Source organism: Pectobacterium quasiaquaticum, from assembly GCF_014946775.2.
Classification (GTDB): domain Bacteria; phylum Pseudomonadota; class Gammaproteobacteria; order Enterobacterales; family Enterobacteriaceae; genus Pectobacterium; species Pectobacterium aquaticum.
Window position 1 is genome coordinate 3,667,653 of the sequence record NZ_CP065177.1, and the last position, 24,381, is coordinate 3,692,033.

Sequence of the window (24,381 nt, forward strand, 5' to 3'; positions counted from 1 at the left end):
ACCGATTTTAGTTAATGGGGAAAATGATGGAATTCTATTTAGATACGGCGGATGTCGCCGCAGTAGAACGACTCGCTGGCGTGTTGCCGATTAAAGGCGTGACCACCAATCCGAGCATTGTCGCACGCGGAAAATCCGATATTTACAGCGTGCTGCGGGATATGCAGGCCATTATCGGCACGGAAGGACAGCTGTTTGCTCAGGTGATGTCGCGCGATCCTGATGTGATGGTGGAAGAGGCATTGAAGCTCAGAGAGGTGATTCCTTCTCTGGTCGTCAAAGTGCCGGTGACGCATTCGGGTTTAAGCGCTATCAGGCAATTGACGGCGCTGGATATCCCTACCCTCGGCACCGCCGTGTATGGCGCAGGGCAAGGGTTTTATGCCGCGCTGGCGGGGGCGAGCTACATTGCGCCTTACGTCAATCGCATTGATGCACAGGGTGGAGACGGGATTGCGCTAGTAAAAGAGTTGCAAACCCTGATTAACCTGCACAGCCCGCAAACTCAGGTGCTGGCAGCCAGCTTTCGCACGCCGCGTCAGGTGCTGGACTGCCTGCTGGCGGGGTGTCGGGCGATTACCGTCGACCCTGCCGTTGCTGAACTGTTCCTGCAAGATCCTGCGGTTGACGATGCGCTTAACCGGTTCGATCATGACTGGCAGGCACGCTTTGGTCATGCCGATCTTGGCTGATTGATGGAAAACACCACTCGCTCGCCGGGTGGTGTTTTCAACACGCTCAATGCAGGACGAACTCGCGATACTTTTCCACCAGCGTCAGAAAGTCATCCAGACCGCATAACGACAGGCTCTCTTCGTCGTAATAACTCATGCCCTCCTCCAGCTCATCCGTGGTGAAAGACAGTTGATTTGCCTGCACCATCACTTCTTCTTCATCAAGAAGCAGCGTGTATTCATGGCCCACGCGCCGCCACTGCCGCTCACTGCCCGCAACAGAGCGCGCCGCTTCTTCAACATCAGTCAATACCGTTAGCTGGCCTTTTACTTCTTCATTGAACCAGTGCCCGATCGCTTCATGTCCCATCGACATACGAACGATGACCTGGCCCGTCACATCCCGCAAAAATTCATAGTCCATGGTGCCATCCTCACTGTGATGTTGCTTATGTTCAGTTTAGTCGCCTCTGCACCCTACCGTCGTGATACACCTTCACCTTTCATGTTGCAAAGGCACGATACCAAACGCCAATGCACAGGCAAAGTGAGGTATGACGCGTATAAAACGGGCAGAAAAAAAGGAGGCACAAGGCCTCCTTCGGTGTAGAGATGCGAACTATAGCGAGTTAGACCGCCGTCTGGAAGATCACGCTATCCGCTTTCTCGGTATATTGACCTAACTGGTCAAAATTCAGATAGCGATAGGTGTCCTGCGCGGTTTTATCCACCTGCGACATGTAGGTTTGGTACTCTTCCGAGGTCGGCAAACGACCCAGCAGCGACGCAACCGCAGCCAGTTCGGCAGAGGCCAGATACACGTTAGCACCGGTTCCCAAACGGTTCGGGAAGTTACGCGTCGACGTGGAAACGACCGTTGCACCATCCGCTACGCGCGCCTGGTTACCCATGCACAGCGAGCAACCTGGGATCTCGATACGCGCGCCACTCTTACCAAACACGCTGTAGTAGCCTTCTTCGGTCAGCTGTGCCGCATCCATCTTGGTCGGCGGCGCAACCCACAGGCGGGTCGGCAGTTGGCCTTTGTGGCTATCCAGCAGCTTACCTGCCGCACGGAAGTGGCCGATGTTGGTCATACAGGAACCGATGAAGACTTCATCAATCTTCTCGCCCTGCACGTCAGACAACCAGCGCGCATCGTCTGGATCGTTCGGCGCACACAGGATCGGCTCTTTGATGTCGGCCAGATCGATGTCGATCACCGCAGCGTACTCGGCATCGGCATCCGCTTCCAGCAGTTGTGGATCGGCCAGCCATTTTTCCATGCCCTGAATACGACGTTCCAGCGTACGACGATCGCCGTAGCCTTCGGAGATCATCCACTTCAACAGCACGATGTTGGAGTTCAGATACTCGATGATCGGCGCTTTATCCAGCTTGATCGTACAGCCAGCCGCAGAACGCTCCGCCGAGGCGTCGGTCAGTTCAAACGCCTGCTCAACTTTCAGATCCGGCAGACCTTCGATTTCCAGAATACGGCCAGAGAAGATGTTCTTCTTACCTTTCTTCTCAACGGTCAGCAGGCCTTGCTTGATGGCGTACAGCGGAATGGCGTGAACCAGATCGCGCAGAGTAATGCCCGGCTGCATTTTGCCTTTGAAACGCACCAGAACGGATTCCGGCATATCCAGCGGCATCACGCCCGTCGCGGCAGCAAACGCCACCAGACCGGAGCCCGCAGGGAAAGAGATACCGATTGGGAAACGGGTGTGTGAGTCACCGCCCGTACCAACGGTATCCGGCAGCAGCATACGGTTCAGCCAGGAGTGGATAACACCATCGCCCGGACGCAGCGAGACGCCGCCACGGTTCATGATGAAATCAGGCAGCGTGTGGTGCGTGGTCACGTCAACCGGCTTCGGGTAGGCCGCAGTGTGACAGAACGACTGCATCACCAGATCGGCGGAGAAGCCCAGACAGGCCAGATCTTTCAGCTCATCACGGGTCATTGGCCCGGTGGTGTCCTGTGAACCTACAGACGTCATCTTCGGTTCGCAGTATTCGTCAGGGCGAATACCCGCAACGCCACAGGCACGTCCCACCATTTTCTGCGCCAGCGAGAAGCCTTTTTTGCTGACTTCAACCGCTTTGGAAATACGGAAAACATCGCTGTGCGGCAAGCCCAGTGATTCGCGCGCCTTGGACGTCAGCCCACGACCGATAATCAGTGGAATACGGCCACCGGCGCGGACTTCATCCAGTAAGACGTCAGTCTTCAGCGCAAACGTCGCCAGCACGTCATTGGTGTCATGGCGGCGCACTTCACCTTCATACGGGTAGATATCAATCACATCACCCATATTCAGATCGTTCACATCGACTTCGATCGGCAGCGCACCGGCATCTTCCATGGTGTTGAAGAATATCGGGGCGATCTTGCCGCCCAGCACTACACCACCGCCGCGTTTGTTCGGGACGTGAGGGATATCATCCCCCATGAACCACAGCACGGAGTTAGTTGCCGATTTACGCGACGAACCGGTACCAACAACGTCACCGACGTAAGCCAATGGGAAGCCTTTTTTGTTCAGTTCTTCGATCTGTTTGATCGGGCCCACGACGCCAGGTTGATCGGGATCGATACCTTCACGGGCGTTTTTCAGCATCGCCAGCGCGTGCAGCGGAATATCCGGGCGCGACCAGGCATCAGGTGCCGGAGACAAGTCATCCGTGTTGGTTTCACCGGTGACTTTAAAGACAGTAACGGTAATTTTTTCCGCCAGTTTCGGGCGGGACAGGAACCACTCGGCATCAGCCCAGGATTGAATTACTTTCTTGGCGTGCGCATTGCCTGCTTTCGCCTTTTCTTCTACATCGTAGAAGTTATCAAACATCAGCAGCGTGTGGGACAGCGCTTCGGCGGCAATCGGTGCCAACTTGTCGTTGTCTAACGCATCAATCAGCGGATGAATGTTATACCCCCCCTGCATAGTGCCCAGCAGCTCAACCGCTTTTTCCTGGGTGACCAAGGGGGAAGTGGCTTCGCCTTTAGCGACGGCAGCCAGAAAACCGGCCTTCACGTAGGCGGCTTCATCAACGCCGGGGGGGACACGGTTAATCAGCAGGTCAAGCAATACTTCTTCTTCGCCCGCTGGGGGATTCTTGAGTGACTCAACCAGCGCGGCCATCTGCGTGGCATCTAACGGTTTAGGAACAATCCCCTGCGCAGCCCGGTCGGCTACGTGCTTACGATATTCTTCTAGCACGACGTTCTCCTCGCTCTCATTGTCTTCATTATGCCCGGCGCTCTTGTTCCCGCTTGTGGTGTCCATGCCTGGGTGCCAGCGTGTGGATGTAAGGTAGTAGAGTGTCCGGTCCAGCCTCGTCAGCATATCAGGATTTGAATTGATTGTTAATTCGTTCACATAATAGCAACATTAATTTTTATTCAACTACGCTATGTGCCCAATTTCGCTCTCACTGAAAAATGCCGACCTCAGCAGAATAGCATGTCCCTGACGGTGCACACTAACTATGCTGAGTTAACCACATAATAGGTAGGTTTTTAACAATATAGTGTGATTAATCATCGTTTGATGGCGTAACGATAATCAGAATGTTCGCAATAGCGTCGGGAAAAGTGAATATGACGGGTACGGATATCATCCCGCTCGAAGCCGAGGGTATGATAAGCTCAATATATTAGGTATCACTAAATTAGTCAGTTACGCAGGATGGTAGAAACATGGCGTTGAGCAATTCGGATCGAGAATTCATGCAGGACGGCGCAGCAAAAGCAGCGGCTATGCTGCGCGCGATTGGCAACGAGAACAGACTACTGGTGCTTTGCCTGCTTATCGAGCACGGCGAAATGTCGGTTGGCACGCTGCTTGAACACATCCCGCTAAGCCAATCCGCCCTCTCGCAGCATCTGGCAAAAATGCGTGAAGAAGGGTTGATTAGCTATCGGCGCGAGTCACAAACGCTGTACTACCGCATCGAAAATCAGGACGTGGAAAAAATCATCTCCACCTTAAAAGGCATTTTCTGTCCCTGATAGCGGCAACGGCCCGCAGGGTGAAGGCCAGAGATGGCACGCCATAAAAAACGCCACGGCACAATGGCACCGTGGCATTCGCGATTCAGTATGACGGAGATAAAACTTAGAACGACGTATTCACACTGACAAAGAAAGTCCGTCCCGGTTCGTTATAGGTTGCCGCACCAGCGCCCGCAATGGTAACCACGTTATTGTTCACCACATCCTGCGCATTACCCGCGCGGAACAGGCGTTTATCAAACAGGTTATCGACACCACCGGTCACGCTCAGGTTCTTGTTAAACTTATAGGTACTGCTTAACCCAAACAGCGCATAAGGGCTTAACTCATTGGTTGCGCTACCCGTTACTCGCTCACCTTTGTAGTTATATTTCTTCGGCTTCTGGCGGCCATACCAGGTCACATCGGCCAGGAAGGAAAGGCTTTCCGTTGCCTGCCAGTCCACTGATGAGTTCAGGGTAAACGCCGGCGTAATCGACAGATAATCGCCCGTGGTTTTATTTTTCGATTCCAGCATCCAGGTCAGGTTGTTACGCCAGTTGATGCTTTCCGTGACAGGAACGGTCAGGTTACCTTCCAGTCCCTGAATAACGGCTTTCGGTACATTGCCCCACTGGAAGATATTGGCATTAGCATATTGGGTATTGGTTCCGCCTACCGCTTTACCGATAACATTGTTGCCTGCTTCAATTTTGTTACGGTAATCGTTGTGGAAGTAGGTAATACCCGCGATCAACCCATCACGGTGAAACTCCAGACCAATCTCTTTATTCAGGCTGGTTTCCGCCTTCAGGTCTTCATTGCCGATCAGGTAGCAAGACGTGCCGCCAGCACAGCCCTGTCCACGGCTATAGAGGAGATAATTCTCGTTAGTCTGGTACAGGTTCGGCGCTTTGTAAGCACGAGCGATACCTAACTTCAGCGTGTAATCGTCACCCAGTTCCTGCGACAGGTTGAGCGACGGGCTCCAGTTGGTGCCTGCCGTGCTGTGATGATCGACGCGCAGCGCTGGCGTCAACATGGTACTGTCCGTCAGTTGGACGTTATCTTCCACAAAGGCAGAAGCCAGACGAGCCGCAGATTTCTCACTACGACCGCTGCTGCTCAGTGAACCTACGCTGCCCGCTTCGGTTGTCGTCTGCAAGTTCGAAACCGGATCCGTCATCTTCTGCTCGTTCCACTCAACTCCGAACGTGAGTACCTGATCGACCCATAGATTCAGCGGAAGATTCACTTCGTTGTGCGCGGTGAAATTATCCAGTTTTATAGTTCCGAAGGTATCCGCTGCAGAAAACAGTCCTTCGGTTCCGCCTGCCAATCCTTCCAGAATACGGGTATTGTGCGTGCGTTCGTATTGCAGATACGACGTAGAGCTGACGCCGCTGTCCCAGTAGCCGCGATGCGTTACTGCGAAGTTTTGGCGGTACATGCGGTTGGTTTCCTTACCATAATTACCGCGAACATAACCTGTATTGACATCGGTATTTGTATTTTGTGTATCGCCCGCATAGATATTGCCCTGACGGCTGGAACCCGCTTCAAATTCCAGCGACTGCTGCTTGGTCATATCCCAACGCAACAGACCATTAACATCTTTATTACGCACCCCTTCTCGTCCGGAAGGCAGTGAAGCTGATTGATTGCCCGCGCGTGCGGACTGATGCCCTTGGTTAATATCGCGTGCATCAGCCTCGGTTTTATTCAGGTTGCCGTACAGACGGAAGCTCAAGCTGTCGGTCAGGCCGCCCATCAGGCTGAAATCGGTACGCTTGGTTGCGCCTTCTGAACGATGCTCCGGTGCGTTCAGGAAGGTATTCCAGGTGCCGTGCCATTCTTGCGTCGGCTGTTTGGTGATGATATTAACCACACCGCCCGCTGCGCCGTTACCATAGCGCGCCGCGGCTGGGCCGCGCAGCACTTCAATGCGCTCGACCATATCGGCAGGCACCCAGTTGGTGTCACCACGGGTATCACGCTCGCCGCGCCAGCCGTAACGCACAGCTGTACGGCTCGACACGGGCTTGCCATCCACCAGAATCAGTGTGTTTTCCGGTCCCATGCCGCGGATATCGATCTGGCGGTTGTTACCACGCTGGCCGCTGGTTGAGTTACCGGACAGATTGACGCCCGGCATGGTGCGAATCAGATCGGACAGATCGTTAGCGGGCGGACGTTTGCTGATATCTTCAGCCGTAATCACCGACACGCCTGGAGCCTGACGGGTTTGCTCAGCGGCCGTCACCACCATCGTATCGCCCGATGCTTTACTTTCGGCCTGATTCTGCACCTGAGGGGCAGGTTCTGTTGAAGGCGCGGTCGAAGTCTGCGCAGCGCTCAGAAACGACGTCATCCCGCAGCTAACGCCAATGAGCGTCGCCAGATAACGACGCGATTGTGGTAGTTTCATCAAAATTATCCTGCCCTGTAAGAAATGAGGCCTCGCACTGTGACGTCCCCAACGAAAAATGCTATTGAGAAGTATTTGCATTACCATTTTGGCGCGGTCATTGTTACATTTGTCATTCAGGACGGGGTTTGCTCTAGCAGCAAAATGTTTTGCCAAAGCATCAAAATGGAAGGCGCAGGTCGAAGGGTTTAATCAGGTAGGTAATCACGTGCGCAGCTTCACTCAGTCATCAAAGCCGATCTATAAAGATCACATCGTTCAGCAATCGAGTCTGGTCGCGAATAATTACCGGTTTATCGGCCCCCGGCTGATCGATAACACGCCGGTGCTATTCGGGTCGTTCACTGTCGTACAGCTCAATCCCCATCTGATCCTGCATACCGCGGATGTGATTAATCGCCACAATATGAAAACCCAAAACCTGCTGGATGGCGCCATCAAGCTGGCCATCGTGGTAAGTGGCAATGCGCACATCTCCTTTGGTCATCAGGAACTGCATCTGGGAGAGAAGCAGCCCGCCTCGCTGATTGCGCTGACGGAGCCGACGATGTTTACCCGCATCGGCAAGCGCGATGAATATGAGCGAACGATTACGCTGACGTTCGACAGGGAATGGCTGTACGGCAATATGCTGGATACCGTTGGCGACTGGCAGGCCATCCACGATTTCACGCAGACCCATCTGGCGACACACCTGTGGACACCGTCCCGGCAGGCGCTGGCGATTGCTTTACAAACGCTGGATGCCGAACCTTGTCAAACGCCGCTCCAGCGCCTGTATCTGGAAATGCAGTGTATGAGCCTGATTATCGAGGCGTTTACCTCATTGACCGCCAGCGTCGCGCAGGAAAAAAGCAGCGGTGTGACCCTGCGCAGCTACCATCGCATTCAACAGGTCAGAGATATGCTGGAAAGCGGCAGCGCCGACCATCTTTCGATGAGTGAAATCGCTAAAAGCGTCAACATGAGCGAAAGCACGCTACAGCGCCACTTTCGTCAGACGTTCAATATGAGCGTGTTTGAATACCTGCGTAACTGCCGTTTACAGCGCGCTATGCTGGCCTTGCAGAAAGACGGGATCGGTATTGCCCAAGCCGCCAGCATCGCCGGTTACAACAGCCCCGCCAACTTTGCCACCGCTCTGCGTCGTGCATTCGGTATCACACCGGGGCAGCTAAAAGACCGCTTCTGATTCCGAATTACTAATAACCAAATGGAATTTATTATTCCGTTTGGTTATTAATCGCTCTTCAGCGATGCGCAGTAAATTAGTGTTTTTCTGCCAGCACACGACTATCCATGACCAATCAGACTGATATCACCGCAACGCTTGCCCACCACATCATCCATAGCGAACCTCATCGAGAAGCGCTAGAGGCTGCCCGTAACGGGGTGACTGACTTCGTTTCAACCGCACTTCCCATCGTACAGGGTGCGATTGCCGATAGCGGGCTTGCGCCGTTAAAGCAGGTCTTCAGCGGCACGGACAGCCTGACGCGTAGCCTGATTCTGGGTTATGCCGGTCACGTATTGGATTTTGACGATTACCATCCGGCGTTTCGCGGCCACCCCAGCACCGTCATTCTGCCTGCCCTGTTTGCTCTGGCTGCAGAAGATTTCTCCGTCACGGAAGAGGCATTTTTGACGGCGTATGTGATCGGTGTGGAAGCCGCAGGCAGAATCGGGCTGGCATGCGGCCCGCGTCATTACAGCCTCGGCTACCACAACACGGCGACGCTCGGCGCTATCGCCGCCGCTGCCGCTGCTGCACGTCTGGCTGGCGCGTCGGTAGAACAGACGCAAACCATTCTTGGTCTGGCGGCCACGCAGGCCGCTGGGCTGCGGGCGCAGTTTGGTTCAGCGGTCAAACCGCTACATGCCGGGCTTTCCGCCAGAGCGGGGCTAACCGCCGTCAAGCTGGGCTTAGCGGGCTTTGAGGGCAACGAACAGCAGGTGATTGACGCCTTTCTTGCGGCGCACGGCGATCAAAAACAACAGCCGGAGCTGCTGGTTGAAAACTGGGGCGCGCCGTGGCGTATGTTGTCTCCCGGTCTGGAGTTCAAGCGCTACCCAACCTGTGGTGGCACCCACAGCGCTGCCGAAGCCGCGTTTGCCCTGCGGGAACAGTGGCATCAGCAGAATGGGGCGGATGCCGATCTGGCCGCTGCCATCGAACAGATCACGGTGACTTTCCCGCCGGGCGGCGATGTTGCTCCCTTTATCCGTAACGCGACAAACGGGGTAGAAGCCCGGTTCAGTCTGGAATATGTGATTGCGGCAGCACTGATTGAAGGGGAGCTAAAGCTGGCTCATTTTTCAGAAGCCCCGGTTGAAACCACGATCGCCGCGCTAGCGAACCGCGTCATACGCCACGCCGATGAAACCGCTCCACCCGATGAGCTTGACCCGGAAGCACGTTTTCATGAGGTTACGCTGCACTTGCGTAACGGCAGCACGCTAATCCAGCGCACCACACGTCAGGAAACCTCGGCACGCCCTACCGATCTCCGCGCCAAACTGCGGCAAACGATCGGTTCGCTGGCGCATCTCGACAGCAATCAGATCGCCGACCGCTGTGCATTACGGCAGGAAGGCGATTTACTCTATTTGCTTGGGCTGTTGTTTTAACAAGGTACTGTTTTAACAAAATGCTAGTTTTAACAAGATGCTGGTTTTAGCGGGATGCAGGCTTTAGCCACTGGTCCAAAAAGCTAAAGACTTCTTCCTGCTGCTCCTGATAGAAAACGTGTCCCAGCTCAGGCCAGATCTTGGTTTGCAGCTTGCTGTCCGCCCGCTGGGATTGCCACACCTTGTGCATTTTGGCATAGGCATCCTCGACGGATTGCGTCGGGAACAGTTTGTCTTTGCCGCCGTTAAATAACAGCATCGGTTTTGGCGCGGCGACGCTAGCCACATCTGGGAAGTCAAAGCGTGTCGGTAACCCCGGATGCAGCATATAGAATGCCGACTGCCCTCTCAGTACATTGTTGCCTGGCGTCATCAGGCCATCGTACGTGCCAATCCAGGACACCGCTGCCGTTGCCGCCACCTTGTCGGACAGCGCGGCGAGCTGCCAGGCACGATAGGCCCCCATCGAGAAGCCCACAACGCCGATGCGTTGTTTATCAACCTGTTCAAGCGATGCCAGAAAGTCCGTCGCCCGCATGTCTTCGTAGGCCATCAGCCCTGCAAGTGAGCGCCCCAGATTAAAGAAATTGCTCGCCAGCGCCTGCTGCTGCTCATATTTGATCGGCCCGCGCGATCCCCAACCTAGCGCATCGACCGCCAGCACCACATAACCCCGCTTCGCCAGCTCATCCCCGACAAAGCGGCCAGTGAAAAACTTATCTGCCCATGCCTGTGCGGAATCGAGCTGTGCGTCATTGCCCCACGGCTTGATCATCTTCTCTTTGCCGATATCAAACTTCGCGCCGTGATCGTGCAGCAGGATCACCGCAGGATGCGGCCCCGCACTTTTTGGCGTCAGGAGCAACGCGTCTACGCGGCTTTCATCCGTCAGATTGAATGCGACTTTCTCCGCCGTGTAACTACCGCGATCCTGTTTTTCCATCGCCTGCGGGGCAAAGTCTTTGGTGGAATCCGGCGTCAGGAGCAGCGAACGCAGCGTTTTTCTCGACTGGGCTTGCCACTGGCTAAAATCCGTAAAACGCCCAGATAGCCAGGAATCCGAGTAGGTCATCTGCCGTTTCAGCTGCGGATAGAATGAAGGAAGCCCTTCATCCGTCACCGCCTGATCTGTCGCGGGTTGAATCGTAGGGGTCATATCGTTCGCCATCAGTGAAGGACTGGTCAGCAAAGCCGCCAGTAGCCAGACAGAGGAGCGTAAGGTATTAAGATTCATCATAACCTCAAAAATAAAACGTCGTTTCTTTTTGAGGTTTGATTGTAATTGACGCGGCTAAAAATAAACGGACGGAACGCGCATTCTGCGAAGCCGCAGGCAAAAAAAATCCAGCACCTTTACGGTGCCGGATTATGATTCATCGTAGCAGTAGGCGCAAAATGACATCAGGCTACAGATTCACCTCGTTTACGTTCAGCCACCAGCACAGCCCCTTTGCGCGATTCATTCGGTGCAAGACTCCAGATATTGCTTTCGGGAATACTGCGACCATCATATCGGATTCGTTCTCCGTCATACGGCCAAAACGCACGCTGTTCTGAGTCGAATACAAATACCTGAATACCGGCTTCTTTACGCGCCATACGTGCCCACAAGGTTTTCCCACCTGGGAATTGAGTTATCACTCACCAGCACAATGCCGTCATTAATGAGCGCCTTATACATGGCGCTCGCGACATTGGCGTTTCGTTCACGTTTAGTGACAATCACACCTTCAACCTGAGCAAGAGTGTCATCTACCAGTTGCTGATTTTCGTAATAACCGATGACCGCCAAAATAGTCTCGGTTTCATCATGCCAAAAGTACGGGCACTCGTCGATTTCCTCTGCGCACGAGTATTTCCCGCCTCTGATGCGTAAAAAAAATCCGGCACCTATAAAAGGTGCCGGATTGAATTCACGCTAGTCGAACCTGAGCGAACTTACTTCTTCTTCGCTTTCGGGTTCGGCAGGTCGGTGATGCTGCCTTCAAAGATTTCAGCCGCCAGACCAACAGACTCATGCAGCGTTGGGTGCGCATGGATGGTCAGTGCGATATCTTCTGCATCACAGCCCATCTCGATCGCCAGACCGATTTCACCTAACAGTTCACCACCGTTAGTACCGACAATCGCCCCACCGATAACACGGTGAGTTTCTTTGTCGAAAATCAGTTTGGTCATACCGTCAGCGCAGTCAGACGCGATAGCACGGCCAGACGCCGCCCATGGGAAAGTCGCGGTTTCGTAGCTGATGCCTTTCTCTTTCGCTTCTTTCTCTGTCAGACCTACCCAGGCCACTTCCGGTTCGGTATAGGCGATAGAAGGAATCACTTTCGGATCGAAGTAGTGTTTCTTGCCGGAGATCACTTCGGCAGCAACGTGGCCTTCATGCACGCCTTTGTGCGCCAGCATCGGCTGACCGACGATGTCGCCGATAGCGTAGATGTGTGGCACGTTGGTGCGCATTTGCTTGTCAACGTGGATGAAGCCGCGATCGTCAACTTCCACGCCCGCTTTGCCAGCATCCAGGTTTTTGCCGTTCGGTACACGACCGATAGCAACCAGAACCGCATCGTAACGCTGTGGCTCGGCTGGCGCTTTTTTGCCTTCCATCGTCACATAGATGCCATCTTCTTTGGCTTCTACTGCCGTCACTTTGGTTTCCAGCATCAGGTTGAACTGCTTGCTGATACGCTTGGTGAAAACCTTAACGACATCTTTGTCAGCAGCCGGGATAACCTGATCGAACATTTCAACCACGTCGATCTGTGAACCCAGAGCATGGTAAACGGTACCCATTTCCAGACCGATGATACCGCCGCCCATAACAAGAAGACGTCCTGGGACGCTTTTCAGCTCCAGCGCATCGGTAGAATCCCATACGCGCGGGTCATCATGAGGAATGAAAGGCAGTTGGATTGGACGTGAACCCGCCGCGATAATCGCGTTATCGAAGTTGATCGTCGTTTTGCCGTTTTCGCCGTCAACTTCCAGCGTGTTGGCACCAGTGAATTTGCCCAGACCGTTAACCACTTTAACTTTACGGCCTTTCGCCATGCCAGCCAGACCACCGGTCAGTTGGGTGATGACTTTTTCTTTCCACAGACGGATTTTATCAATGTCGGTTTTAGGTTCACCGAACACGATACCGTGTTCTGCCAGTGCTTTGGCTTCTTCAATAACTTTAGCAACGTGCAGCAGGGCTTTGGAAGGGATACAACCCACATTCAGACACACCCCACCCAACGTGGAGTAGCGCTCTACCAGTACGGTTTCCAGACCCAAATCCGCCGCGCGGAATGCAGCAGAGTAACCCGCGGGGCCGGCACCAAGTACCACTACCTGAGCTTTAATTTCAGTACTCATCATGACCTCTTAATTGATTTCCGGCGGGTCTGTGACGTCATTGTTATTGAGTCTTAACGCCCTCTTCCACCGGGACGTGTCTTTGCCGCAGTAGTTTACAAAATCGTTAACAATTTTGAAACAACAAGCGACTAACGATTTGTCCTTGATCACTGACAGCTGTAACAAATTACAGCTTATCAGAAAAAAGCCGGCCGTCAGGCCGGCTTTTCGATTACATCACCAGACGGCGGATGTCAGACAACATGTTATTAATGATGGTAATGAAGCGAGCACCATCAGCACCGTCAATGACACGGTGGTCGAAGGACAGAGACATCGGCATCATCAGACGCGGAGTGAACTCTTTACCATTCCAGACCGGTTCCATCGCGGACTTAGACACACCAAGAATAGCAACTTCCGGCGCGTTGACGATCGGCGCAAAGTGCGTAGTCCCGATGCCGCCCAGGCTGGAGATCGTGAAGCATCCGCCCTGCATTTCGCCAGCGGTCAGCTTACCGTCACGGGCTTTCTTGGAGATCGCCATCAGTTCACGAGACAGTTCAGTGATGCTCTTCTTGTTCACGTCTTTAAAGACCGGAACCACCAGACCGTTCGGGGTATCAACCGCAACACCGATGTTGATGTATTTCTTCAGCGTCAGACGTTGTGCATCTTCAGACAAGGAACTGTTGAAGCGTGGCATCTGCTCAAGCGCAGCGGCAACAGCTTTCATGATGAAGACAACTGGGGTGAATTTCACATCCAGCTTGCGCTTCTCAGCTTCGGCGTTCTGCTGTTTACGGAACGCTTCCAGATCGGTGATATCCGTTTTGTCGAAGTGCGTAACGTGCGGGATCATCACCCAGTTACGGCTCAGGTTAGCACCAGAGATTTTCTGGATACGGCCCAGTTCCACTTCTTCCACTTCACCAAACTTGCTGAAGTCGACTTTCGGCCATGGCAGCATGCCCGGCAGACCGCCGCCAGCGGCAGCAGTTGGCGCGGACTCAGCGCGTTTCACGGCATCTTTCACGTAAGCCTGAACGTCTTCGCGCAGGATACGGCCTTTACGACCAGAACCCTTCACTTTCGCCAGATTCACGCCGAATTCACGAGCCAGACGACGGATAACCGGCGTGGCGTGAATGTAAGCATCATTCTCAGCGAACTCGCTCTTGCCTTCTGCTTTCGCAGCCGGTGCAGCAGCAGGTTTTGCCGCTGGAGCAGGTGCAGTTGCCGCTTCTTGCTTAGCAACTGGAGCCGCCGCAGGTGCGGCGCCTTCCACTTCGAAGACCATGATCAGTGAACCGGTTTTCACTTTGTCGCCGGTGCTGATTTTGATTTCTTTAACCGTACCCGCGAACGGCGCAGGGACTTCCATCGAAGCCTTATCGCCTTCAACGGTGATCAGTGATTGCTCAGCCGCGATTTTATCGCCCACTTTAACCATCACTTCAGTCACTTCGACTTCGTCACCGCCGATATCCGGTACGTTAACTTCTTTAGCGGCAGAGGCCGCTAAAGAAGCTGCTGCTGGAGCAGCGGCTTGTGCCGGAGCGGCAGCAGGTGCAGCACCCGCCACTTCGAATACCATGATCAGAGAACCGGTAGAAACTTTATCGCCGGTGCTGATTTTGATCTCTTTAACCGTACCTGCGAAAGGTGCCGGGACTTCCATAGACGCTTTATCGCCTTCTACGGTGATCAGAGACTGTTCAGCAGCAACGGTGTCGCCCACTTTAACCAGCACTTCAGTCACTTCGACTTCGTCACCGCCGATATCCGGTACGTTGACGTCTTTCGCTGCCGATGCCGCTGGGGCAGCAGCCGGAGCCGCTTCTTTCTTCTCTTCTGCCTTGGCAGGTGCAGCGTCAGCTGCACCGTCGGCGGAATCGAAAATCATGATCAGTTTGCCAGTTTCAACTTTGTCACCGACAGAGACTTTAATCTCTTTCACGACACCAGCCTGCGGAGAAGGGACTTCCATAGAAGCCTTATCACCTTCAACCGTGATCAGCGATTGTTCAGCTTCAACTTTATCGCCAACCTTCACCAGCACTTCGGTGACTTCAACTTCATCTGCACCGATATCCGGTACGTTGATTTCGATAGCCATGTAATCTTTACCTCTTATGCCAGACGCGGGTTAACTTTATCTGCATCGATGTTGAATTTAGTGATGGCATCAGCAACCACTTTCTTATCGATTTCACCGCGTTTAGCCAGTTCACCCAGAGCCGCAACCACGACGTAAGACGCATCAACTTCAAAGTGGTGACGCAGGTTCTCACGGCTGTCAGAACGACCGAAACCGTCAGTACCCAGTACGCGGTAATCGCTAGCAGGGACGAAGTTACGGATTTGCTCAGCAAACAGCTTCATGTAGTCAGTAGATGCCACCGCTGGCGCATCGCTCAGTACCTGAGCCACGTAAGGTACGCGTGGCGTTTCGGTTGGATGCAGCATGTTCCAACGCTCACAATCCTGGCCTTCACGTGCCAGTTCAGTGAAGGACGTCACGCTGAATACGTCAGAACCGATGCCGTAGTCTGTCGCCAGAATCTGAGCTGCTTCACGTACGTGACGCAGGATAGAGCCAGAACCCAGCAGTTGCACTTTACCTTTGCTACCTTCAACCGTTTCCAGCTTGTAGATACCCTTACGGATACCTTCTTCCGCACCCTGCGGCATGGCAGGCATGTGGTAGTTTTCGTTCAGCGTGGTGATGTAGTAGTAAATGTTTTCCTGCGCTTCACCGTACATGCGATGCAGACCGTCATGCATGATGACCGCAACTTCGTAGGCAAATGCCGGATCGTAGGAAATACAGTTCGGAATAGTCAGAGACTGAATGTGGCTGTGACCATCTTCGTGCTGCAGACCTTCGCCGTTCAGCGTCGTACGACCGGAAGTACCACCGATCAGGAAGCCACGAGCCTGTTGGTCACCCGCTGCCCAGCACAGGTCGCCAATACGTTGGAAACCGAACATGGAGTAGTAGATGTAGAACGGGATCATCGGCAGGTTGTTGGTGCTGTAAGACGTTGCCGCCGCCAGCCAGGAAGAACCTGCGCCCAGCTCGTTGATACCTTCCTGCAGAATCTGACCTTTCTGGTCTTCTTTGTAGTAAGCAACCTGCTCACGGTCCTGCGGAGTGTACTGCTGGCCTTTCGGGCTATAAATACCGATCTGGCGGAACAGGCCTTCCATACCAAAGGTACGCGCTTCGTCAGCGATGATTGGAACCAGACGATCTTTGATAGATTGGTTCTTCAGCATCACGTTCAGGGCACGTACAAACGCGATAGTGGTAGAGATTTCTTTGTTCTGCTCTTCCAGCAGGGTGCTGAAATCTTCCAGCGTTGGCAGTTCCAGTTTTTCGCTGAAGTTAGGCTGACGAGATGGCAGGTAGCCACCCAGCGCCTGACGACGTTCGTGCAGGTATTTGTACTCTGCAGACTCTTTATCGAAAGTGATGTACGGCAGTTTTTCGATGTCAGCATCAGACACTGGCACGTTGAAGCGGTCGCGGAAGTAACGCACGCCATCCATGTTAACTTTCTTAACCTGGTGAGCGATGTTCTTACCTTCAGCCGCGTCGCCCATACCATAACCTTTAATGGTATGTGCCAGAATAACGGTTGGTTTGCCTTTGGTGTCCTGCGCTTTTTTCAGTGCAGCGTAGACTTTCTTCGGATCGTGACCACCACGGTTCAGTGACCAAATTTGATCGTCGGTCCAGTCTTTAACCAGTTCTGCCGTCTCCGGGTATTTACCGAAGAAGTGCTCACGCACATAGGCACCGTTTTTGGATTTGAAGGTCTGGTAGTCACCGTCAACGGTTTCTTCCATCAGTTGGATCAGTTTACCGCTGGTGTCTTTACGCAGCAGTTCGTCCCAACGGTCGCCCCACATGACTTTAATCACATCCCAGCCAGCGCCGCTAAAGATACCTTCCAGCTCGTTGATGATCTTACCATTACCGGTAACCGGACCATCCAGACGCTGCAGGTTACAGTTGATGACGAACACCAGGTTGTCCAGTTTTTCACGGGTCGCGATAGTGATCGCACCTTTGGATTCTGGTTCGTCCATTTCACCGTCGCCCAGGAAGGCATAAACGGTTTGCTTAGAGGTATCTTTCAGACCACGGTTTTCCAGATACTTCAGGAATTTAGCCTGGTAGATAGCACCGATCGGGCCCAGACCCATAGAGACGGTCGGGAACTGCCAGAAGTCCGGCATCAGTTTCGGGTGCGGATAAGAAGACAGACCGTTACCGTGAACTTCCTGACGGAAATTGTTCATCTGATCTTCAGTCAGGCGGCCTTCAAGGAAGGCACGAGCGTAAACGCCCGGAGAAATGTGGCCCTGGAAGTAGACCAGGTCGCCGCCGTCCTGCGCAGTGCGAGCACGGAAGAAGTGGTTAAAGCACACTTCATAGAAAGTGGCGGAAGACTGGAAAGAAGCCATGTGGCCGCCCAGATCCAGATCCTTTTTAGAAGCACGCAGCACTGTCATGATCGCGTTCCAGCGGATTGCTGAGCGAATACGACGTTCCAGATCCAGATTACCAGGGTATTCCGGCTCGTCTTCCACTGCGATGGTGTTGATGTATTGACGTGCAGCTGTACCAGCAGCAACGCTGACACCGCCTTTACGTGCTTCACTCAGAACCTGATCAATCAGGAACTGGGCGCGTTCAACACCCTCTTCACGGATGACCGATTCGATCGCCTGCAGCCAGTCGCGGGTTTCGATCGGATCCACGTCATTATTTAAACGATCTGACATGGTTATTCCTTATCTTCTCTAATCAGTTAGTTTATGGAGCCTGTCTTCCTGCATTCTGAGTCAGGTTTCGTCCTAAGCAAAACACATGAAGACAGGCTCATCGTCGTCATTACCGCATTCAGAGCACCAAATTACGGATGCTCAATCCCTGCGTTGCTGGAGCCGACGCAGCGATCTCTCGCGCCGACTATGTTCCCGGTTAAGATCCAGCAATACTTCCTCAATAAACGCCAGATGACGGTGTGATGCTTCGCGCGCCTTCTCTGGCTCACGGGCAACAATCGCCTCAAAGATGCTGGCGCGATGAATGCTCACCTGAGCCAACACTTCACGGCTCAAATAAAGCAATTCAAAATTCTGCCTCACATTCTGTTCGAGCATCGGCCCCATACAGCGCACCAAATGCAGCAACACCACATTATGCGTCGCTTCTGTTACAGCAACCTGATACTGCATAACGGCTTCTGATTCGGCGTCCAGATCGCCCGCTTCCCTCGCCTTCTCAATCACGGCATGACAATCCCGGATACGCTGCAGATCCGACTCTGTGCCACGCAACGCAGCATAGTAGGCAGCAATGCCTTCCAGCGCATGACGCGTTTCCAGAAGATCGAACTGTGATTCGGGATGTGTGCTCAGTAATTCTGCCAGCGGATCGCTGACGCTTTGCCATAGATTGGCTTGAACGAAGGTACCACCACCCTGACGGCGCAAAAGGAGACCTTTGGCTTCCAGGCGTTGAATGGCTTCTCTCAGAGAAGGGCGGGAAACATCGAACTGCTTTGCCAGTTCGCGCTCCGGTGGGAGCTTCTCGCCGGGGCGCAAGGTTCCCTCAAGAATCAGAAACTCCAACTGCTGTTCAATCACATCTGACAGTTTGGGCTGACGGATCTTGCTGTATGCCATAATGAATTCTTCTCTGCGAATGGCGCGGAGTCAATTGGTAATACCAATTTCAAAAACGTGACGCTAAAGTAACAAAGTATTCACCTTCTGTCCATAAGGACCTTGAGCTAAATCACCAATCCCACCAGATTTTAACAAATGCACGAGAAATATGCGGCAAAGTGATAGCCCGCCTGTGGTATTACCATTAATCCCCTCTGTCTATATTTTAACTTTTTTGAAACGTAAAGCAGGCATTGCTGAACCGTTTAAATACGGAAATAATGAATTTTAATTCAAAAAATAAGAATTTTTATTCTAAAAAGAAAAGCATTCTCCAGCAACGCCACATTGTGGTGAGCACTCTTTTTACTGCGGGGATAAAGAGATAATAAAAAGGAGTAAACCTAAAGAGGTAACAACCCCTTCCCATCCTAAAAAACCTCTCTCGATTTTCTTGTCATCAGGCTCTTAATTAAAGAAGGATGAAAATTTTGATGTAGCGATAGCTTTTAATTATCAGACGATAAGAAATCAGTGCAATCTTGCGCACTTACCACTATTCTCTGGCAAACGGTAGCGGTTTCATTATTTTAAGAAATACCGTTCCGTAAAAATAAAATTACACAAACGTATAGTCACTAATACGCGTGTTCGTTCACACCGTGTTTTTTACTTGCACTGGCAGAGGGTTAAATTTGATGGATAATCAACAAACGGACGGCACGCTAAAGCGTGGTTTGAAAAACCGTCATATTCAGTTGATTGCCTTGGGTGGCGCGGTAGGTACTGGCCTCTTTCTTGGTATTGCGCAGACAATCAAAATGGCTGGGCCATCGGTCCTGTTAGGCTATGCGATTGGCGGCCTGATCGCGTTTCTCATTATGCGTCAACTGGGCGAGATGGTGGTTGAAGAGCCGGTAGCCGGATCGTTCAGCCACTTTGCTTATAAATACTGGGGCGATTTCGCGGGCTTTGCATCAGGATGGAACTACTGGGTACTGTATGTGCTGGTTGCCATGGCCGAACTTAGCGCCGTGGGGATTTACGTCCAGTACTGGTGGCCAGACATTCCGACCTGGGTGTCCGCCGCCGTCTTCTTCCTGCTGATTAACGCCATCAATCTGGCGAACGTCAAAGTCTACGGTGAGATGGAATTTTGGTTTGCCATCATCAAAGTCGTTGCGATTATTGGCATGATCGTCTTCGGTGGCTGGCTGCTGCTTAGCGGTACGGGCGGGCCGGAAGCGACCGTAACCAACCTGTGGGCGCAGGGCGGGTTCTTCCCGAATGGCGTGCTCGGTCTGGTGATGGCGATGGCCGTTATCATGTTCTCATTTGGCGGGCTGGAGCTGGTGGGGATTACCGCAGCAGAAGCAGATGACCCAGAGAAAAGCATTCCACGCGCGACCAATCAGGTTATCTACCGCATCCTGATTTTCTACATCGGTTCACTCGCGATCCTGCTGTCACTGTACCCGTGGGGCAAGGTTGTGGAAGGCGGTAGCCCATTCGTCATGATCTTCCATGAACTGAACAGTAACGTTGTGGCAACGGTGCTGAACATCGTGGTACTGACCGCGGCGCTGTCCGTTTACAACAGCTGCGTGTATTGCAACAGCCGCATGCTGTTCGGTCTGGCGAAACAGGGTAACGGACCGAAAGTACTGAAAACTGTCGATGCTCGTGGCGTTCCGGTTGTTGCTATCGGTATCTCCGCGCTGGCGACGGCGCTGTGCGTCCTGATCAACTACCTCATTCCGGGTAAAGCCTTCGAGTTGCTGATGGCGCTGGTCGTGTCGGCTCTTGTGATTAACTGGGCGATGATCAGTCTGGCGCACCTGAAGTTCCGTGCGCAAAAGGACAAAGAAGGTACGGTGACCAAGTTTAAAGCGCTGCTTTATCCGCTGGGTAACTATATCTGTCTGCTGTTCCTGGCCGGCATACTGGTCATCATGTTCCTGACGCCAGGCATTCAGATTTCCGTCATGCTGATTCCGGTCTGGCTGGTTATTCTGGCCGTGGGCTACTTTATCAAAAAGAAAAATCAGGCGGCTTAAGCCTCAGCGTTCACCACATCCTTTTCCATGGCCGACTCTGTCGGCCATTTTTAGATCATATCAACGTTTAAAATCAAACCAGCGCGCCGTATATGGTCAGGAGCGCGACCACCACCACCAATGCTAGCGTCACCTTTTTCGCCAGCGTCACGGCGGCTTTGGGCGTATCTACAGGCTCAACGTGGGATTCACGCGCGAGAGAAAACTGAGCCAGTTGAGTCAACACCCAATACTGTGAACTGCGAGAATCCCCCAGCGAAGCGAACCAGGCAGGCAGCGCTTTCTCGCCGTGTCCCAGCAGTGCGTAAGCGGCACCCGCTAAACGTGCAGGGATCCAATCAAGCCAATGCAGTAAACTATCGACGCCAGACTGCGCGCGCTCCAGCGGGGTGTGGTGGCGGGCAAGCCAGGTTTGTCTGGCGCGTAAAAATGCATACCCCGTCAGCGCAATCGGCCCGTAGGGTCCAACTGCGATAAACCAGAACAGCGGCGCTAAATAAAACCGGAAATTTATCCACAGCAGCGCATTTTGCAGCTCTTTCAGTTGCTCTTCTTCTCCCGTGCCAACGGGCAGACCGTGAATCAGCGCCAGTTCAGCCGCCATCTCCCGGCTGGCATCCGCCTCACCGCGCTGTGCCGCCTGCAAATAGCGCCGATAGTGCTGACGGATTTCACCCGCACCAATGCACATCAGGCTGATGACAATCCACAGCAGAAGAGAAATCAGGCCAAACAGAATGCCGCTCGTGAGCCACAGCAAGCACGCCACGATGCCCATGCTGCAGAGCGTCAGAAACAGCGTTTGCAGCAAAGACGGAGACGGCACGTGCCGGAATACAACCTCAAGCCGATGATCGATCTGCCAGTGCTCGCCCTGTTTGAACAAGCGTTCCCATGCCAGCGTAAGCAACAGTGTAAACAGCGTCATTAATCCAGACTCCCTTTGTTCTCTGTCCCGTTTTCTTGTAACAGACGATGATAGCCGTCCCAGTCAAATGCCGGTCCGGGGTCGGTTTTACGGCCCGGTGCGATGTCGCTGTGTCCGGTAATTCGCGATAGCGTAATAGGATAGGCCTGCATTAACAGGCGTGTAATTGCAACCAGCGAGTGATACTGCTGTGCGGTAAAAGGCAGCGTATCCGTCCCTTCCAGCTCAATGCCAATAGAGAAATCATTACAGCGTTCCCGACCTTCAAACACCGAAACACCGGCATGCCAGGCGCGCTGATCGAAAGGCACATACTGGGTGATTTGCCCATCGCGGCGAATCAGGCAGTGTGCCGCGACGCGTAAATGGGAAATATCGGCGAAATAAGGATGCGCAGTGGGATCCAACGTCGCCGTAAACAGTTGATCAATATACGGACCGCCAAACTCACCGGGCGGCAGGCTGATATTGTGGATCACCAGTAGGGAAGGCACCTCATCATTCGGGCGACTATCATAATGCGGTGAAGGCGTGTGTGTAATGTCGGATAACCAGCCATTTTCCAAAAGCATCGGCGATAACCTCGCATCGTATCGTTTGCCGGCTGAATCAGGCGAAAAATCAATTTCAGGAGTAAAAACAACGTCAGTGTAAAAACAATTGTAACCAAAAGTCCTTGTATTCAAGATACCATGTTTCACACCACGCTATCTATTCAACTGGATATCAACAGGCGGCCAATGGGCTGATGGCGCAGAACTCAATTTCGGCAAAGGCCCGTTTGAAGTGAAATCTACCGGCTGGGGCTACTACCTGGTCGTAGGTTACCACTTCTAAAATCGCCTCCGCTTTCCGGCGACCACGGATGTTCGCCGGAAGACTCATAAAAGTAACATATTGAATTGTAATAAGTATTCATTCTGGATGTCCTGATATAAACAAGGTAGCATAGACCTCCGAATCCCCTTTCGGAGTTTTGTCATGTCAACGCGTCGCTACAGTCAGGAACAACGCCAACAAGCCTTACTTGCTCGTATTACACAAGATATCCCCGCCAGCGTGCAACTGGCCTTGCGTGAAGATTTAGGTGGCATCGTCGATGCTAATCAAGACATTACCGCGCTTCTGCTTCCCGACAACGAGACTGTCAGCGCACGCATTATCACGCGTGAAGCGGGCATATTCTGCGGCACGCGCTGGCTTGAGGAAGTCTTTTCTCAATTAGGCGATACAACAACGATCGTCTGGCACGTTGCCGATGGCGACGCTATCACGCCCAACCAAACGCTGTGTGACATCACAGGCCCAGCCAAACAGCTCCTGACAGGTGAACGCACTGCGCTGAATTTCCTGCAAACGCTGTCCGGCGTCGCCACTGAAGTCAGCCGCTATGTTGCCGTATTACAGGGAACGCGTACTCGACTGCTGGATACACGCAAGACGCTGCCTGGGCTGAGAACCGCGCTGAAATACGCCGTATCATGCGGTGGTGGAGACAACCATCGACTTGGCCTATCCGATGCTTTCCTGATCAAGGAAAACCATATCATCGCCGCGGGTTCAATCAAAAATGCAGTAGAAAAAGCACAGTCTCTGCGCAGCGATGTTCCGGTAGAGGTTGAAGTCGAATCACTGGACGAATTACAGCAAGCGCTGGAAGCGGGTGCCGATATCATCATGCTGGATAATTTCAGTCTGGATAACATCCGGGAAGCCGTTAACACCACGCAAGGCCGCGCGCTGCTGGAGATATCCGGTAACGTCACTCTCGACACGCTGCGTGGCTATGCGGAAACGGGCGTAGACTATATCTCCGTGGGGGCGTTAACCAAGCACGTACAGGCACTGGATTTATCTATGCGCTTCGTCTAACCGCTCTTCTATTTCTATCGGCGAGGTGCTATTCCGCACCTCGTTCACCTCTCGACATCTCATCCTCTCGCACACCACCGTAACAACACAAACTACAAATCCCGCGCGGACTTCCTGTCCCGACAGCGTGAAAATTGCGTCTCTGCTCGCAAAAAATTTTCAATCCTCTGCAAGTCCGCTCAAAACATGTCGTAGCGCTTTCCTGTTTCACATTTCCCTGCTCGTCAGCCTTCGCGCCCTTTTCTATGCTGCCGCCATCCGTATGGATTTCTGCACCAAAGCCTTTAATTTATGAGCCACAACAGGGAAATCAACATGACAACACAACAAGGATTTACGCTGATTGAGCTGATGATCGTTATTGCGATCGTCGCCATCCTCAGCGCTATTGGCGTACCGGCTTATCAAGGCTATCTGCAAAAAGCAGCGCTAACGGACATGCTACAGACGATGGTGTCTTATAAAACGCCTGTCGATCTCTGTGGTCTGGAAAATGCCGCGTTTACCGCCTGCAATGCAGGTAGTCAGGGCATTCCGAGTAGCAAATCTTCACGCTATGTCAGCGCCGTTAGCGTCGCTCAAGGCGTGATTACGCTGACTGGCCAATCTACTCTGCAAGGGCTGCGCGTTATTCTGACGCCAACGTGGGATACCGAAATCGGCGCTTCACGCTGGACGAAAAGCTGTGCCACGGATGACAGTACAGAAAGCCTGCAATCTGCCTGTCAGGACGTTTTCCGTTTCGATAATACAGCAGGCTAATC

At 53.0% G+C, this 24,381-nt stretch carries 19 protein-coding genes and 1 pseudogene; 8 read left to right on the forward strand and 12 right to left on the reverse strand.

Translation table 11 applies throughout. From position 1 onward, the window contains the following. Positions 1 to 26 precede the first annotated feature (26 nt). Positions 27 to 692 carry a fructose-6-phosphate aldolase gene (gene fsa / locus IG609_RS16785; RefSeq protein WP_193398282.1) on the forward strand — a complete coding sequence of 222 codons (666 nt, stop codon included), beginning with the start codon at positions 27 to 29 and terminating at the stop codon, positions 690 to 692. Between the two features lie 46 nt (positions 693 to 738). Here the strand turns inward: fsa and yacL are convergent, their stop codons facing one another. Next, positions 739 to 1,098 carry a protein YacL gene (gene yacL, locus IG609_RS16790; RefSeq protein WP_025919395.1) on the reverse strand — a complete coding sequence of 120 codons (360 nt, stop codon included), beginning with the start codon at positions 1,096 to 1,098 and terminating at the stop codon, positions 739 to 741. A gap of 205 nt (positions 1,099 to 1,303) precedes the next feature. Further along, positions 1,304 to 3,901, reverse strand: coding sequence for a bifunctional aconitate hydratase 2/2-methylisocitrate dehydratase (gene acnB / locus IG609_RS16795; RefSeq protein WP_193398281.1), 2,598 nt, complete (start codon positions 3,899 to 3,901; stop codon positions 1,304 to 1,306). A gap of 479 nt (positions 3,902 to 4,380) precedes the next feature. On the opposite strand from acnB, the gene IG609_RS16800 reads away from it, so the two are divergent. Further along, positions 4,381 to 4,692 carry an ArsR/SmtB family transcription factor gene (locus tag IG609_RS16800; protein ID WP_193398280.1) on the forward strand — a complete coding sequence of 104 codons (312 nt, stop codon included), beginning with the start codon at positions 4,381 to 4,383 and terminating at the stop codon, positions 4,690 to 4,692. A gap of 106 nt (positions 4,693 to 4,798) precedes the next feature. Here IG609_RS16800 and IG609_RS16805 read toward each other — a convergent pair whose 3' ends face one another. Next, the gene (locus IG609_RS16805; RefSeq protein WP_193400190.1) at positions 4,799 to 7,102 is read right to left on the reverse strand and encodes a TonB-dependent siderophore receptor; all 2,304 of its coding nucleotides are present in this window, start codon (positions 7,100 to 7,102) and stop codon (positions 4,799 to 4,801) included. Between the two features lie 208 nt (positions 7,103 to 7,310). Here IG609_RS16805 and IG609_RS16810 point away from each other — a divergent pair, with 208 nt between their 5' ends. Further along, positions 7,311 to 8,294: a helix-turn-helix transcriptional regulator gene (locus IG609_RS16810; protein ID WP_116155419.1), complete on the forward strand. Its 984-nt coding sequence runs from the start codon at positions 7,311 to 7,313 to the stop codon at positions 8,292 to 8,294. A gap of 107 nt (positions 8,295 to 8,401) precedes the next feature. Next, positions 8,402 to 9,730, forward strand: a complete 1,329-nt coding sequence (locus IG609_RS16815) for an MmgE/PrpD family protein (protein ID WP_193398278.1) — start codon at positions 8,402 to 8,404, stop codon at positions 9,728 to 9,730. A 46-nt stretch (positions 9,731 to 9,776) separates the two neighbouring features. On the opposite strand, the gene IG609_RS16820 is transcribed toward IG609_RS16815, so the two are convergent. The 7 genes from IG609_RS16820 to pdhR all read right to left on the reverse strand — a co-directional run bounded on the left by IG609_RS16820 (position 9,777) and on the right by pdhR (position 18,778). After that, positions 9,777 to 10,964, reverse strand: a complete 1,188-nt coding sequence (locus IG609_RS16820) for a dienelactone hydrolase family protein (RefSeq protein ID WP_193398450.1) — start codon at positions 10,962 to 10,964, stop codon at positions 9,777 to 9,779. Between the two features lie 167 nt (positions 10,965 to 11,131). Further along, positions 11,132 to 11,329 carry a hypothetical protein gene (locus tag IG609_RS16825; protein ID WP_226373147.1) on the reverse strand — a complete coding sequence of 66 codons (198 nt, stop codon included), beginning with the start codon at positions 11,327 to 11,329 and terminating at the stop codon, positions 11,132 to 11,134. Beyond that, the gene (locus tag IG609_RS16830; RefSeq protein WP_226373146.1) at positions 11,319 to 11,522 is read right to left on the reverse strand and encodes a hypothetical protein; all 204 of its coding nucleotides are present in this window, start codon (positions 11,520 to 11,522) and stop codon (positions 11,319 to 11,321) included. Before IG609_RS16830 ends, IG609_RS16825 begins: the two co-directional genes overlap by 11 nt. Before the next feature lie 146 nt (positions 11,523 to 11,668). Then, the gene (lpdA, locus tag IG609_RS16835) at positions 11,669 to 13,093 is read right to left on the reverse strand and encodes a dihydrolipoyl dehydrogenase (protein WP_014916629.1); all 1,425 of its coding nucleotides are present in this window, start codon (positions 13,091 to 13,093) and stop codon (positions 11,669 to 11,671) included. A gap of 214 nt (positions 13,094 to 13,307) precedes the next feature. Next, positions 13,308 to 15,194 carry a pyruvate dehydrogenase complex dihydrolipoyllysine-residue acetyltransferase gene (aceF, locus tag IG609_RS16840; protein WP_193400192.1) on the reverse strand — a complete coding sequence of 629 codons (1,887 nt, stop codon included), beginning with the start codon at positions 15,192 to 15,194 and terminating at the stop codon, positions 13,308 to 13,310. A gap of 14 nt (positions 15,195 to 15,208) precedes the next feature. Further along, entirely contained in the window at positions 15,209 to 17,872 is a 2,664-nt protein-coding gene (gene aceE / locus IG609_RS16845) for a pyruvate dehydrogenase (acetyl-transferring), homodimeric type (RefSeq protein WP_193398277.1), read from the reverse strand. A 141-nt stretch (positions 17,873 to 18,013) separates the two neighbouring features. Continuing rightward, complete coding sequence (gene pdhR / locus IG609_RS16850; RefSeq protein ID WP_010306328.1) at positions 18,014 to 18,778, reverse strand: pyruvate dehydrogenase complex transcriptional repressor PdhR; 765 nt, start codon at positions 18,776 to 18,778, stop codon at positions 18,014 to 18,016. 680 nt (positions 18,779 to 19,458) lie between these two features. On the opposite strand from pdhR, the gene IG609_RS16855 reads away from it, so the two are divergent. Then, positions 19,459 to 20,817, forward strand: a complete 1,359-nt coding sequence (locus IG609_RS16855; RefSeq protein WP_010681496.1) for an amino acid permease — start codon at positions 19,459 to 19,461, stop codon at positions 20,815 to 20,817. 73 nt (positions 20,818 to 20,890) lie between these two features. Here the strand turns inward: IG609_RS16855 and ampE are convergent, their stop codons facing one another. Beyond that, on the reverse strand, positions 20,891 to 21,745 hold the full coding sequence (gene ampE / locus IG609_RS16860) for a beta-lactamase regulator AmpE (protein ID WP_193398276.1): 855 nt from the start codon (positions 21,743 to 21,745) through the stop codon (positions 20,891 to 20,893). Further along, on the reverse strand, positions 21,745 to 22,317 hold the full coding sequence (gene ampD, locus IG609_RS16865) for a 1,6-anhydro-N-acetylmuramyl-L-alanine amidase AmpD (RefSeq protein WP_193398275.1): 573 nt from the start codon (positions 22,315 to 22,317) through the stop codon (positions 21,745 to 21,747). Before ampD ends, ampE begins: the two co-directional genes overlap by 1 nt. Before the next feature lie 160 nt (positions 22,318 to 22,477). On the opposite strand from ampD, the pseudogene IG609_RS16870 reads away from it, so the two are divergent. The 3 genes and pseudogenes from IG609_RS16870 to ppdD form a co-directional block, all read left to right on the forward strand. Further along, positions 22,478 to 22,582 (forward strand): annotated as a pseudogene (locus tag IG609_RS16870) (nucleoside-specific channel-forming protein Tsx); the annotation flags it as partial. Positions 22,583 to 22,726: 144 nt separating this feature from the next. Continuing rightward, positions 22,727 to 23,617, forward strand: coding sequence for a carboxylating nicotinate-nucleotide diphosphorylase (gene nadC, locus IG609_RS16875; protein ID WP_193398274.1), 891 nt, complete (start codon positions 22,727 to 22,729; stop codon positions 23,615 to 23,617). Positions 23,618 to 23,932: 315 nt separating this feature from the next. Beyond that, positions 23,933 to 24,379, forward strand: a complete 447-nt coding sequence (gene ppdD, locus IG609_RS16880) for a prepilin peptidase-dependent pilin (protein WP_193398273.1) — start codon at positions 23,933 to 23,935, stop codon at positions 24,377 to 24,379. The last annotated feature ends 2 nt before the right edge of the window (positions 24,380 to 24,381 follow it).

Coding starts and splice junctions, on each gene's coding strand:
- fsa (WP_193398282.1), top strand. CDS start 27: ATGGAATTCTATTTAGATACGGCGGATGTCGCCGCAGTAGAACGACTC.
- yacL (WP_025919395.1), bottom strand. CDS start 1,098: ATGGACTATGAATTTTTGCGGGATGTGACGGGCCAGGTCATCGTTCGT.
- IG609_RS16800 (WP_193398280.1), top strand. CDS start 4,381: ATGGCGTTGAGCAATTCGGATCGAGAATTCATGCAGGACGGCGCAGCA.
- IG609_RS16805 (WP_193400190.1), bottom strand. CDS start 7,102: ATGAAACTACCACAATCGCGTCGTTATCTGGCGACGCTCATTGGCGTT.
- IG609_RS16815 (WP_193398278.1), top strand. CDS start 8,402: ATGACCAATCAGACTGATATCACCGCAACGCTTGCCCACCACATCATC.
- IG609_RS16820 (WP_193398450.1), bottom strand. CDS start 10,964: ATGAATCTTAATACCTTACGCTCCTCTGTCTGGCTACTGGCGGCTTTG.
- IG609_RS16825 (WP_226373147.1), bottom strand. CDS start 11,329: ATGGCGCGTAAAGAAGCCGGTATTCAGGTATTTGTATTCGACTCAGAA.
- lpdA (WP_014916629.1), bottom strand. CDS start 13,093: ATGAGTACTGAAATTAAAGCTCAGGTAGTGGTACTTGGTGCCGGCCCC.
- aceF (WP_193400192.1), bottom strand. CDS start 15,194: ATGGCTATCGAAATCAACGTACCGGATATCGGTGCAGATGAAGTTGAA.
- aceE (WP_193398277.1), bottom strand. CDS start 17,872: ATGTCAGATCGTTTAAATAATGACGTGGATCCGATCGAAACCCGCGAC.
- pdhR (WP_010306328.1), bottom strand. CDS start 18,778: ATGGCATACAGCAAGATCCGTCAGCCCAAACTGTCAGATGTGATTGAA.
- IG609_RS16855 (WP_010681496.1), top strand. CDS start 19,459: ATGGATAATCAACAAACGGACGGCACGCTAAAGCGTGGTTTGAAAAAC.
- ampE (WP_193398276.1), bottom strand. CDS start 21,745: ATGACGCTGTTTACACTGTTGCTTACGCTGGCATGGGAACGCTTGTTC.
- ampD (WP_193398275.1), bottom strand. CDS start 22,317: ATGCTTTTGGAAAATGGCTGGTTATCCGACATTACACACACGCCTTCA.
- nadC (WP_193398274.1), top strand. CDS start 22,727: ATGTCAACGCGTCGCTACAGTCAGGAACAACGCCAACAAGCCTTACTT.
- ppdD (WP_193398273.1), top strand. CDS start 23,933: ATGACAACACAACAAGGATTTACGCTGATTGAGCTGATGATCGTTATT.